We start from the raw sequence: 12,675 nt of genomic DNA on the forward strand, positions 1-12,675 counted from the left end.
TTAACCTCCTTTGATGATGGAAAATAGGCTGGCAAATGGACTTGTTATTTTTTTGATTGTGCCTAAGATATATTTGTGTTAAAATTAAGATGTAGTCTAACTTTAAGGGAATTCCCAAGAAGAAAGACTTCTAAAATTAAATCGTTCTGAAATACATGAGGGTTCGTCCCAAATGGCAAGGCGGTACTATAGATTAGAGAGATAATACACTATCCTTGCGCATTTTTGTGCAAGGATTTATTTTTGAATGAATACGTAAAATACAGATATTTTGTTTTTGGAAGGAATAAAGAAGATGGAAACAAGAATCGCATTGATAGGAATTATAGTGGAAGACATGAATTCAACAGATAAGTTAAACAGTATTTTGCATGAATATTCAAAGTATATGGTTGGAAGAATGGGAATACCTTATAGGGAGAAAAATGTTGGGATAATAAGTGTAGTTATAGATGCCACCAATGATGTTATAAGTTCATTATCAGGTAAGCTTGGTATGATTGAAGGTATAAACGTTAAGACAATGTATTCTAAAACTGCAAAATAAGATGTCGTGTTTGCCAAAATTGGATAATAAAATGAAAGTTTTAGTTCAGAGCGAATAATAATTAAAAATCCAATTAAAGAAAGAAGCGTAGAGAAATGTATAATGTAAAATCAAAAGTAGCAACAGAGTTTATTGATGATGGAGAAATATTAGAAAGTCTTGAATATGCTAAACAAAATAAGAATAACAAGAAACTAATTAATGAAATATTAGAAAAAGCTAAAGAATTTAAAGGTCTTACCCATAGAGAAGCAGCGGTCCTATTAGAATGTGAACTAGATGAGGAAAACGAAAAAATATACAAGCTTGCTAAAGAAATCAAGCAAAAGTTCTATGGAAATAGAATAGTGATGTTTGCACCTTTATACCTTTCCAACTACTGTGTAAATGGATGTACTTACTGCCCATATCATTACAAGAATAAACATATAACAAGAAAAAAGCTTACTCAGGAAGAAATTAAAAAGGAAGTTATAGCTCTACAAGATCTTGGTCACAAAAGGCTTGCATTAGAAGCAGGAGAAGATCCAGTAAACAATCCACTTGAGTATGTGCTAGAAAGTATAAAGACAATTTATAGCATAAAACATAAAAATGGTGCTATACGACGCGTTAATGTAAATATCGCGGCTACAACTGTTGAAAACTATAGAAAACTTAAGGATGCAGAGATTGGAACATATATCTTATTCCAAGAAACATATCACAAAAAGACATATGAAGAACTTCATCCGACAGGACCAAAGCATGACTATGCTTACCATACAGAAGCTATGGATAGAGCCATGGAAGGTGGAATTGATGATGTTGGTCTAGGGGTGTTATATGGATTAAATATGTACAGATATGATTTTGTTGGTCTATTAATGCATGCAGAACATTTAGAAGCTGCTATGGGAGTTGGACCACATACTATAAGTGTACCAAGAATAAGGCCAGCTGATGATATAAATCCAGATGAATTTACTAATGCAATTTCAGATGAAATATTTGCTAAAATAGTTGCAGTATTAAGAATTACAGTTCCATATACAGGTCTTATAGTTTCGACAAGAGAGTCTCAGAAAACAAGAGAAAAAGTACTTGAATTAGGAGTTTCTCAAATAAGTGGAGGGTCATCTACAAGTGTTGGAGGATATGCCGAAAAAGAAAAAGAAGAAGAAAATTCTGCTCAATTTGATGTAAGTGATACTAGGACTCTAGATGAAATAGTAAACTGGCTGCTTGAAAAGGGACATATTCCAAGTTTCTGTACTGCCTGTTATAGGGAAGGAAGAACAGGTGATAGATTTATGCAGCTTGTAAAAGCAGGGCAAATAGCAAACTGCTGTCAGCCAAATGCACTTATGACTCTTAAGGAATATTTAGAAGATTACGCCTCAGAAGATACAAGAAGAAAAGGTGAAGAAGTAATAAAAAATGAAATTCCTAACATTCCAAATGAAAAAGTTAAAAAGATTGTAATAGAAAATCTTGAAGATCTAAATAAAGGAAAACGTGATTTTAGATTTTAAATTATGTAGCCAAAATTATTAGTAAAATAAAAAGGAGACGTGTTTGGTTTAAGAACACGTCTCCTTTTCCCATTTAAGAGACTAACAAAATTATACCATCTCACTTTTGCCTTCAAGTTTAGCGTACATTCTATCCTGTTGTTTTGTAGTAAATTGAAAGTATATTTCTGTATTAGAAACAGATTTATGTCCTAGCCACCATTGAAGTTCCTTAATATCCATATCACACTCCGCAAGATGGACAGCTGTAGTGTGTTTAATGGCATGAAAATGATGTTTTGATTTATCTTCAATTTTAGCCATTGAACAATATTTTTTTGTTAAGTAATCGAGAGTTTGACGTGAAATTGGGTTATTTTTCTGGCTTGTAAAAATAATCTGAGATTCATATTTTATATTATATTCATTTATGTAGTTATCTAGTGCACTTTTTGTTTTCTCATCAAGTCGAATAGTATTATTTTTACTACCTTTCAAACGCTTGCAATATATTTCGCCTTTAAGAGCATTGTAATTTTCTAATTTCAATAATGAAATTTCTGAAGCTCTAAGACCGCATCTGTAAGCCAATCTAAATATTGCTAAGTCACGAATTGAATGTAAGTAACCAGAAGTTTCTATTGCATTAAATAGGGATATTGCTTCCTTTTGTGTTAAATATTTGATTTTAGTTTCTGTAGATGCTCTCATCTATATTCCCCTTCACAAAATAATAATACATTATAAATATTTTGTCTAATTTTATTATAATATAGAATGTAATATATGTAAAGATTATGTAAAAAGTCCATTAAAACCGAGTAAAATAACGCAAAAATAGATAAAAATCATCACATAAAGTCATATTTAAAAACTAAAATATTCAAAGTTTTCATATTTGTGGTTGATATAATAAAATTTCATCTAAGGTAATTAGACAAAATATTTATTATGTTCCAATAAATATTATAGTAGTTTAGTTTTCTGAATCAAGAGGAAAAAAGTTACATCAATATAAAGCTTAATTATTTTAGAAATGATATGAAAAGAAAGGTGATAATTTCAAAATAGTATATGAATAAATTTATTAAACAAGAGGAAATAGTTTATGAATAGAGTTAAAGAGTTCAAACTAGACAAGGAATATATCTCCAAGTTTAAAGATAAAAGAATAAATAATCTTAAGATAACTAAAAGTACATATAAAATTTCAATTCAACTAAAACATATAAGATTCTTAGGTAAGTATGATTTACTTACGCATCTACCAAATAGCGTTTATTTTTTTGAGAAGCTTAATTTTGTCATGAAGAAGAACAAAATTAACAATAAAAAAGGTGCGATTATTTATTTGGATTTAGATAACTATAAGGTTATTAATGATAATTTTGGATATCATGTGGGCAACCTAATTTTGAAGTCACTTTCAAAATTATTATATCGTTGCATTGGAAAAAGAGGACACTTATCAAGATTAAATGGTGACGAGTTTGTAATTATACTTTACGAATATAATGAGTTAGAAGAGATCGAGAAAATATGTGAAAAGATTTATAGTGAGCTAAAGAAGCCTTTTAAAATAATAAATGAAGAAATATACGTTACAACAAGTATGGGAATAGCATTATTTCCAGAAAATAGTCTAAACGCTGATGAATTATTAAAATTTTGTGATTTTGCAATTTATAAATCTAAGAATATAGGTAAAGGCACATATACTTTTTTTAATCAAAACGCTTTAGATAGTTATTATAGAAAAATATTAATAAAAAATGAATTGAAAAATGCAATTACCAGGGATGAATTTGATATTTTTTATCAGCCGCAAGTTGATATTTTAAATAATGAGATTATAGGAATGGAAGCACTGTTAAGATGGAATAGTTATAAACTAGGAAGTGTTTCCCCGGCTGAATTTATTCCAATAGCTGAAGATGCCGGATATATAGATAAAATTGGAAATTGGGTAATGGATACGGCTTTAAAACAAGTGTCTATCTGGAAGGAAGAAGGTTATAAATTCAGTAATATTTCTATTAATGTTTCTCCGATTCAAATGAGAAAAAAAGAATTTAAAAATACCTTGTTAAATTATTGCGTCAAATACGGTATTCCACCTAATTTAGTTGAAATAGAAATAACAGAAGGAACTCTGATAGATGCTTGCAAAGAAAATGTGCAAGTTCTAAATGAGCTTATCAATAAGGGAATCAGTATTGCAATTGATGATTTTGGAACAGGATACTCTTCATTAAGTTACTTAATGAATATTCCAGTCAATACGCTAAAAATAGATAAAGCATTTATTGACAATATTAAAAACTATAAAAATAAAATTTTAATAAAGAATATTGTGAATCTATCTAAGGATTTGAAATATAAGATAATAACTGAAGGTGTAGAAACACTGGAGCAAGTGAAATTATTATCAGAATTAGGATGTAATATAATTCAAGGGTTTTATTTTAGTAAGCCGCTTCCCAAGCTGCAAATGGAGAATTTATTAAGTAACTATGATAATTAAATTGATAAAATATGTAACAATAACTATAGCTTAAGGAGGAAATATTAGATGAATTTATTTAGGAAAGTAAAAACTAAACTGATCTTATCATTTTTAATAATCGCTTTTATTATTGGCATAGTAGGTTTGGTTGGGGGAATTTCATTAGGGAAAGTAAATAACAATGCTGAAGGCATGTATAGCAACAATTTACAAAGTATTAGACAGAACCTATCTATAAAGGCAAATATGTCAGAAATTAATTCGCAAATATTAACTATAATGTATGAAAAAGATAAGACAAAAGTGGCGGAAGCGGAAAAAAATATTGCTGAAAAGGTAGAAGAAGATAATAAATATATAGCTGAATATGAAAAATTGACTGCTACTGAGGATGAAAAAAAGACTTTTACGGAATTTAAAAATAATGTTACAAAATACAGAGATGCAAGACAAAAAACAATAGATGCAGCTAAATCTAACGATTTTAATGAAGCACAAAATCAATTTGTTATATTACAGCCAATAGAAAATGAAATGATGAGCAGTCTTGATAAAATTATAGAAATAAATCTGAACTTAGCAGATAAAGCCAACAGTGATATTAATTCAACATATAAGAACTCGAATACTACTATACTTATATTAACTTTACTAGGATTTGTTATTGCAATGGCACTTGGGATGTTTGTAGCAAAGAATATTACTACCCCTCTTAACAAGATAAAAGAATATGCAGAGAGGTTAGCACAATATGATTTTTCAACTCCAATAACTATTACCAGAAAAGATGAATTTGGACAAACTGGTATCTCTTTAAATAAAGCCCAAGGAAATGTCAACATACTAGTTAGGGAAATTATGGAGAATTCACAAAATATAAGCGCATCAAGCGAAGAACTTTCAGCCACAGCTGAAGAGCTTGCTTCTAAAACTGTGAGCATAGATGAAGCAATAAATAAAATTGCAGTGGATATGCAGGAATCTAGTGCTGCATCTGAAGAAATGAGTGCATCAGTAGAAGAAATAAATGCTAGTATCTTAGAACTTTCAAATAGAGCTATGGAAGGTAGCAGCAACGCAAATAAATCTAAAGAGAGAGCTACTGAAGTTCAGTTAAAAAGTACAAATGCTTTAGAGCAAACGAAAGAGCTATACTCTGAAAAAGAAAGCAAAATGTTACAGGTTATTGAAAATGGGAAGGTAGTAAACAGTATAAAAATAATGGCTGATACAATAGGCGGAATAGCAGAACAAACCAATTTATTGGCCTTAAATGCTGCTATTGAAGCGGCAAGGGCAGGAGAGCAAGGTAAAGGTTTTGCTGTAGTTGCTGAGGAAGTACGAAAATTAGCAGAGGAATCGTCTCAGGCGGTAATGTCTATTCAAGAAACAATATCAAAAGTTCAAGAAGCGTTTAATAGGAGTATAGATACTGGAAATGATATCTTAAGATTCATAAATAACGAAGTTAATGAGCAATTCAATGCATATAAAGAGACAGGAAATCAATACTATAATGATTCGAACTTCGTGAGTACAATGTCAGAAGAAATCGCTTCTATGTCAGAAGAAATTACAGCAACTGTTGGACAAGTTAGCGAAGTTGTGCAGGAAGTTGCTGTTACAGCGCAAAAATCTAATGAACAAGTAGAAACAATAAAAGAAAGTATAGATGAAACTACTAAGGCAATAGGACAAGTTGCAGAAACAGCGCATAGCCAAGCTGAGCTCTCTCAAAAACTTAATGAAATGATACTAAAATTTAAAATTTAGGCTTACAAGAATTTTATAAACAATAATTATTAAAGAATTATATGGATTTACCAGAAGAAAGTATAGCATTTTGAAACCTATACTTTCTTTTTATTTTCTATAATACTATAGAAGAAATAAACACATTAGTTCAAATGAGTCCGATTCTATTGTTTTTTACTCTATTTCAGAGTAATTTACATATATTCCTATATATATTATAATAAAATTAAGATATTAATCCGATAAAATTAAAGGATAAAAAATTGCTTAATATTTATAGTAGTTTATAAGTTAAACAAGAGAAGAGGAGTATTGTATGAACATAATAAAAAGCGTGAAGGCAAAGCTAACTTTATCATTCTTAGCTGTTGCTATAGTAATTAGTATCGTAGGTATAGTTGGAGGGACATCTTTAAAAAAAGTAAATATTAATGCTGATAATATGTATAATCAAAATCTACAAAGTATAAATGAAAATTTATCTATTAAAGCAAATATGTCTGAAATTAGAGCAGATATACTTACTATAATTTACGAAAAAGATAAGGCAAAGGTAGCTGAAGCGGAAAAGGATATTGATAAAAAGGTAGATGAAGATAATAAATATATGTCTGAGTATCAAAAACTAGCCGATACACAAGAGGAAAAGAAAGCTCTTGCAGAATTTCAAAGTAATTTAACCAAATATAGAGATGCTAGACAAGGGATAATAAAGGCTGTAGATTCAAGCGATTTTAACACAGCTCAGGACAGATTTGCAGCAATGCAGCCTATAGAAAACGAAATGATGAATAGTCTTAACAAGGTTATAGAAGTAAACCTGAAAGATGCACAATCTGCAGATGAAAACATTGCTTTAATATATAATTCTTCAAATATAACTATGACTGTATTAACTTGCATAGGCTTTATTGTTGCAATTGTCCTCGGTCTGATAATATCCAAGAATATAAATGCGCCTTTGAAAAAGATAAAAGATTTTGCTGAGAGATTAGCTTTATATGATTTTTCAACCCAAATAACTATTACAAGAAAAGATGAATTTGCACAAACGGCTATTGCATTAAATAAGGCCCAAGAAAATATAAACATATTAGTTAAGGAAATTATGGAAAATTCACAGGATATAAGTGCATCGAGTGAGGAGCTTTCCGCTACTGCAGAGGAATTGGCTTCAAAAGCAATAAGCATTGACCAAGCTATAAATAATATATCTGCTGGTATGCAGGAATCTAGTGCAGCATCGGAAGAAATTAGTGCATCTGTTGAGGAAGTAAACTCGAATATTAATGAACTATCTGAAAAGGCAATGGAAGGCAGCAGTAATGCAAATAAATCTAAGGAAAGAGCTGAAAGAGTCCAACAGAATAGCAAAAATGCTTTAGAGCAAACAAAAGAATTATATTCTGAAAAAGAAAACAAGATGTTACAAGTTATTGAAAATGGAAAAGTTGTGGACAGTATTAAAATTATGGCTGATACAATTGGAGACATAGCAGAACAGACTAATTTATTAGCATTAAACGCTGCTATTGAAGCAGCTAGAGCAGGAGAGCAAGGCAAGGGATTTGCTGTGGTGGCAGAAGAAGTTAGAAAGCTTGCAGAACAATCCTCTCAGGCAGTAACTGCTATTCAAGAAACAATTGTGAAAGTTCAAGATGCGTTTAACAACAGTATTGAAACTGGAAATGATATATTAAAGTTCATAAATGAGGAAGTAAATGAGCAATTTAATGCTTATAGGGAAACAGGAAAACAATATCACAGTGATTCAAGTTTTGTAAGCAAAATGTCAGAAGAAATTGCATCAATGACAGAAGAAATTACAGCTACCGTGGGACAAGTAAGTGAGGTCGTACAAGATATGGCAATGACAGCGCAAAAAAATAATGAAGAAGTAGATACAATAAAAGAGAGCATAGATGAAACTACTAAAGCCATAGAGCAAGTATCTGAAACTGCACAAGGCCAAGCTGAGCTTGCTCAAAAACTTAATGAAATGATACAAAAATTTAAAATTTAGCAGTTATGAACAGCTGGAGATAACAATAGATATGTAAATTAAAAGAAAGTATAGACGTTAGTGTTTATACTTTCTTTTATTATGGAGTTTATTCGTCTTATCTCACTTATTTTAATTAGTATCTAAGAAATTCGATAAAAGTGTGAAGAATTTCGTATGGAGAGAAATTCGTAAAGTCTTTATAATTAAGAATGTAAACGAATTACAAATAAATAATTGATATTTATTTGAGGATTTATACAAGAATATGGAGGGGTAAAAATGATAAAGATTAAAAAATTATTAGCAATTGTTATGACTACAACTTTAGTTGCGGCTACAGTGGTAGGATGTAAAAGCGGATCAGGATCTAGTGCTGATGCAGGTAAAAAAGCAGATAGCTCAAAGGTATTAATTGGTTCTGCTATTTATAAATTTGATGATACATTTATGACAGGTGTTCGTTCTTCAATGGAAGCACAAGCTAAAGATAAAGATTCAACAATTGAATTAGTGGATTCTCAAAATAAACAACCTACTCAAAATGAGCAAGTTGATACTTTTATTACAAAAGGTGTAAACGCTTTAGCAATTAATCCAGTTGATAGAACTGCTGCTGGACCAATTATTGAAAAGGCAAAAGCAAAGAAACTTCCAATAGTATTCTTAAATCGTGAACCAGAAAAAGCTGATATGGATAGTTATGATAAGGTTTGGTATGTAGGTGCAAAGGCTGAACAATCAGGAACTTTATCAGGTGAAATCATAGCTGATTACTTTAAGGCGCATCCAGAAGCAGATAAGAATCATGATGGCGTAATACAATATGTAATGCTTCAAGGTGAACCAGGACATCAAGATGCTACTCTTCGTACAGAATATTCTATAAAGGCTATTGAAGCTGCTGGATTTAAGACCCAAAAATTAGCTGCTGATACAGCAATGTGGGATAAAGCAAAAGCTACAGACCTTATGAAAGCGTTTATAACAGGTCAAGGTATTGACAAAATAGAAGCTGTTCTTTGTAACAATGATGATATGGCTCTTGGTGCAGTAGAAGCTTTAAAAGCTGAAGGATATAACAAAGGTGATGCAAGCAAATATATTCCAGTAGTTGGAGTTGATGCAACTGCACCAGCATTACAAGCTATGAAAGAAGGATCACTTCTTGGAACAGTATTAAATGATGCTGAAAACCAAGGTAAGGCAACTGTAAATATTGCTTTAGCAGCTGCACAAGGTAAAGAAATCAATAAAGATAACATTGGTTATGATGTAACTGATGGAAAATATGTATGGATCAACTACGTAAAAGTAACTCAAGACAACTACAAAAATTATATGAAATAAATTAATAATGAATAATTAATTATGAATGATTAAGGAAGAAATTACGAAGTAATTTCTAAAAAATATAGAAATTTAAGAAATTACGCAGTAATTTCAACCTAAATCATTCATTATTCATCGTTAATTATTAATCAATAAAAAAGGAGGATGGCTTTATGGGTGAATATGTACTGGAGATGAATAATATAACAAAGGTATTTCCAGGCGTAAAAGCACTAGATAATGTAACACTCAAAGTGCGTAGAGGAAGTGTTCATGCACTAATGGGTGAAAATGGTGCGGGAAAATCAACCTTAATGAAATGCCTTTTTGGTATTTATCATGAAGATGGTGGAGAAATCATATTAGATGGAAAGAAAATGGAGATAAATACTTCAAAACAAGCATTGGATTTAGGCGTATCAATGATACATCAGGAATTGCACCCAATTCGTTTCCGTCCAGTTATGGAAAACATTTGGCTTGGCAGATTTCCTATGAAGGGAATTGCCGTTGATAAGAAAACTATGATTAAAAAAACAAAAGAATTGTTTGAAGAAATCGAATTAGATATAAATCCTGAAGTATTAGCAGGGAAACTTTCAGCATCTAGTCTTCAATTAGTTGAAATTGCAAAAGCTGTTAGCTATAATTCAAAAATAATTATTATGGATGAGCCAACCTCATCATTAACAGAAAATGAAACTAAGCACTTATTTAAAATAATAAAGAGATTGCAGGAAAAGGGATGTGCAATTATATATATATCCCACAAGATGGAAGAAATTCTTAAAATATCAGATGAAGTTACAATTATGAGAGATGGTCAGTATGTAGGGACTTGGCCAGCAAAAGAACTTACTACAGACTTAATTATAAATCGTATGGTTGGTCGTGATATGACTAACAGATTTCCACCAAGAACATATACACCAACTAAGGAGCCTGTATTAAAGGTGAAAGACCTTAGCTCTCCAGTACGCAAATCGTTTCAAAATGTAAATTTTGAATTATATAAAGGAGAAATATTAGGAATAGGTGGACTTGTTGGTGCGCAACGTACAGAGTTAGTAGAAGCTTTATTTGGACTTCGCGAAATACAATCTGGAGTTATAGAAAAGGATGGAAAAGAAATTAAAATTAAAACTCCAAGAGATGCAAAAAATAATGGATTTGCACTTTTAACTGAAGAAAGACGTGCAACCGGAATATTTGGAATTCTTTCAATTTTAGATAACACAGTAATTGCAAGTCAAAAAGATTATGCAAAATATGGTGTGTTGCAAGATGGAAAAAGATATAAGGTAGCTCAACAATCAAATAAAGAATTAAAAACTAAAACACCAAGTATGGAACAATTAATTCAAAATCTTTCAGGGGGGAATCAACAGAAGGTTCTAATTGCACGTTGGCTTCTTACAAATCCAGACATTCTTATACTGGACGAGCCTACGAGAGGAATTGATGTTGGAGCTAAGTACGAAATTTATTCTATCATGCATGAATTGGTTAAGAAAGGTAAATCGATAATCATGATTTCTTCTGAAATGCCAGAATTACTTGGAATGGCAGATAGGGTTATGGTTATGTGTGAAGGTAAGGTTACTGGAATTTTAGAACAAAGTGAAGCAGATTCAGTAAAGGTTATGAATCTTGCTACAAAGTTTATGCAATAATAGATATCTCCTTTATCAAGTGTAATTTTAGTAACAAATGATTTTTAGTAGGAGAAAGAAAGTGAGGTATATAATATGAATGGAGAAAAGATAGTTTCGCGAAAAGATTTTGGTAAGATATTTTTAGGTATTGGCGCTTTTTTCGTGATACTCGGAATTTTATTTAATATTATTTTAGATCCAGATGTAATTTATGATTTACCTATATATGTGGGTGGAGTTGGTTTAGCGTTAGTTATTTATGGAGCAAAGCAATTTTTTGATAAGAAAAATGCAGATATGGATGTGGTTTTTTCGGCTAAAACTGTAAAACATTTTTTAACAGATAATGCGATTATTATAGCACTATTGGTTTTAGTAGTTGTAATAATGATAATTCAACCACGTTTTATGCAATATGCTGTATTTTTAGATATCTTAACACAATCATCGACAAGAATGATTGTTGCTCTTGGAATTTGTTTTACACTATTAATTGCTGGTACGGATTTATCAGCAGGACGTATGGTAGGTCTTGCAGCGGTAATTTCAACATCAATGCTACAAAATCCTGATTATGCAAATAGATTTTTCCCAGGTTTGCCACAGCTAGCAGTTATTATTCCGATTTTATTAGCAATTGCAGCGTGTGCATTATTTGGAGTACTTAATGGGTTCTTAGTAGCTAAATATGATATGCACCCATTTATTGCAACACTTGCAACACAAGTTATAGTATATGGTGTAACGTCACTATATTTTGATATGCCTCCAAATAAGTCGCAACCAATAGGTGGTATTCGTGAAGACTTTATAGCACTTGGACAAACAAAGTTATTCCAAATAGGAAGTTTCCCAGGAATATCAATCTTAGTTCCTATTGCTATAGTATTCATCATTTTAGTTTGGTTTATACTAAACAAAACTATATTTGGTAAGAATGTATATGCTATTGGTGGTAACCGTGAAGCAGCTGTAGTTTCTGGAGTTAACGTATTTGCAACTATCATGGGAATATTCATCTTTGCATCACTTTTATATGGTGTTGGAGGTGTGCTCGAAGCAGCTAGAACAGCTGGAGCAACAAATAACTATGGTAATGGTTATGAACTTGATGCAATAGCAGCCTGCGTTGTTGGTGGTGTTTCACTTAATGGTGGTGTTGGTAAAGTTGGTGGTATAGTAAGTGGTGTTTTGATCTTTACTGTTATCCAATACGGATTACAATTTATAGCTGTAAGTCCTATGTGGCAACAAGTTATAAAAGGTATAATTATTGCAGTAGCTGTTGCTATTGATATGGCTAAATATAGAAGAAAATAATTTTGCCCATAAGGCACATGAAAGAAAATAACAAGTCCAAAATGCCATGATTATTTTTCATCAGA

General features: G+C 31.1%; 9 protein-coding genes. 8 read left to right on the forward strand and 1 reads right to left on the reverse strand.

Annotated elements, in window-relative coordinates; all coding sequences use genetic code 11:
* Nucleotides 1-295 precede the first annotated feature (295 nt).
* Together COL3_RS19120 and hydG are read left to right on the forward strand one after the other, a co-directional pair.
* On the forward strand, nt 296-547 hold the full coding sequence (locus COL3_RS19120) for a TM1266 family iron-only hydrogenase system putative regulator (protein ID WP_008428699.1): 252 nt from the start codon (nt 296-298) through the stop codon (nt 545-547).
* A gap of 95 nt (nt 548-642) precedes the next feature.
* Nucleotides 643-2,061, forward strand: a complete 1,419-nt coding sequence (gene hydG / locus COL3_RS19125; RefSeq protein WP_008428697.1) for a [FeFe] hydrogenase H-cluster radical SAM maturase HydG — start codon at nt 643-645, stop codon at nt 2,059-2,061.
* Between the two features lie 90 nt (nt 2,062-2,151).
* On the opposite strand, the gene COL3_RS19130 is transcribed toward hydG, so the two are convergent.
* Nucleotides 2,152-2,751 carry a tyrosine-type recombinase/integrase gene (locus tag COL3_RS19130; RefSeq protein WP_008428696.1) on the reverse strand — a complete coding sequence of 200 codons (600 nt, stop codon included), beginning with the start codon at nt 2,749-2,751 and terminating at the stop codon, nt 2,152-2,154.
* Nucleotides 2,752-3,148: 397 nt separating this feature from the next.
* Here COL3_RS19130 and COL3_RS19135 point away from each other — a divergent pair, with 397 nt between their 5' ends.
* The 6 genes from COL3_RS19135 (at nt 3,149) to mglC (ending at nt 12,610) form a co-directional block, all read left to right on the forward strand.
* Nucleotides 3,149-4,564, forward strand: a complete 1,416-nt coding sequence (locus COL3_RS19135) for a bifunctional diguanylate cyclase/phosphodiesterase (protein WP_008428685.1) — start codon at nt 3,149-3,151, stop codon at nt 4,562-4,564.
* A gap of 48 nt (nt 4,565-4,612) precedes the next feature.
* Nucleotides 4,613-6,319: a methyl-accepting chemotaxis protein gene (locus tag COL3_RS19140; protein ID WP_008428683.1), complete on the forward strand. Its 1,707-nt coding sequence runs from the start codon at nt 4,613-4,615 to the stop codon at nt 6,317-6,319.
* 298 nt (nt 6,320-6,617) lie between these two features.
* Nucleotides 6,618-8,324 (forward strand): methyl-accepting chemotaxis protein, encoded by a 1,707-nt coding sequence (locus COL3_RS19145; RefSeq protein ID WP_008428681.1) that lies wholly within the window; start codon nt 6,618-6,620, stop codon nt 8,322-8,324.
* 261 nt (nt 8,325-8,585) lie between these two features.
* The gene (locus tag COL3_RS19150; protein ID WP_008428679.1) at nt 8,586-9,653 is read left to right on the forward strand and encodes a galactose ABC transporter substrate-binding protein; all 1,068 of its coding nucleotides are present in this window, start codon (nt 8,586-8,588) and stop codon (nt 9,651-9,653) included.
* Nucleotides 9,654-9,808: 155 nt separating this feature from the next.
* The gene (locus COL3_RS19155; protein ID WP_008428677.1) at nt 9,809-11,308 is read left to right on the forward strand and encodes a sugar ABC transporter ATP-binding protein; all 1,500 of its coding nucleotides are present in this window, start codon (nt 9,809-9,811) and stop codon (nt 11,306-11,308) included.
* A gap of 75 nt (nt 11,309-11,383) precedes the next feature.
* Complete coding sequence (mglC, locus tag COL3_RS19160) at nt 11,384-12,610, forward strand: galactose/methyl galactoside ABC transporter permease MglC (RefSeq protein WP_008428676.1); 1,227 nt, start codon at nt 11,384-11,386, stop codon at nt 12,608-12,610.
* The last annotated feature ends 65 nt before the right edge of the window (nt 12,611-12,675 follow it).

The organism is Clostridium sp. LS, from assembly GCF_002760435.1.
Taxonomy (GTDB): domain Bacteria; phylum Bacillota; class Clostridia; order Clostridiales; family Clostridiaceae; genus Clostridium.

What these genes read in the sequence shown, in the direction of transcription:
- COL3_RS19155 (WP_008428677.1), top strand. Translation starts at nt 9,809, where the DNA reads ATGGGTGAATATGTACTGGAGATGAATAATATAACAAAGGTATTTCCA.
- hydG (WP_008428697.1), top strand. Translation starts at nt 643, where the DNA reads ATGTATAATGTAAAATCAAAAGTAGCAACAGAGTTTATTGATGATGGA.
- COL3_RS19135 (WP_008428685.1), top strand. Translation starts at nt 3,149, where the DNA reads ATGAATAGAGTTAAAGAGTTCAAACTAGACAAGGAATATATCTCCAAG.
- COL3_RS19150 (WP_008428679.1), top strand. Translation starts at nt 8,586, where the DNA reads ATGATAAAGATTAAAAAATTATTAGCAATTGTTATGACTACAACTTTA.
- mglC (WP_008428676.1), top strand. Translation starts at nt 11,384, where the DNA reads ATGAATGGAGAAAAGATAGTTTCGCGAAAAGATTTTGGTAAGATATTT.
- COL3_RS19145 (WP_008428681.1), top strand. Translation starts at nt 6,618, where the DNA reads ATGAACATAATAAAAAGCGTGAAGGCAAAGCTAACTTTATCATTCTTA.
- COL3_RS19130 (WP_008428696.1), bottom strand. Translation starts at nt 2,751, where the DNA reads ATGAGAGCATCTACAGAAACTAAAATCAAATATTTAACACAAAAGGAA.
- COL3_RS19120 (WP_008428699.1), top strand. Translation starts at nt 296, where the DNA reads ATGGAAACAAGAATCGCATTGATAGGAATTATAGTGGAAGACATGAAT.
- COL3_RS19140 (WP_008428683.1), top strand. Translation starts at nt 4,613, where the DNA reads ATGAATTTATTTAGGAAAGTAAAAACTAAACTGATCTTATCATTTTTA.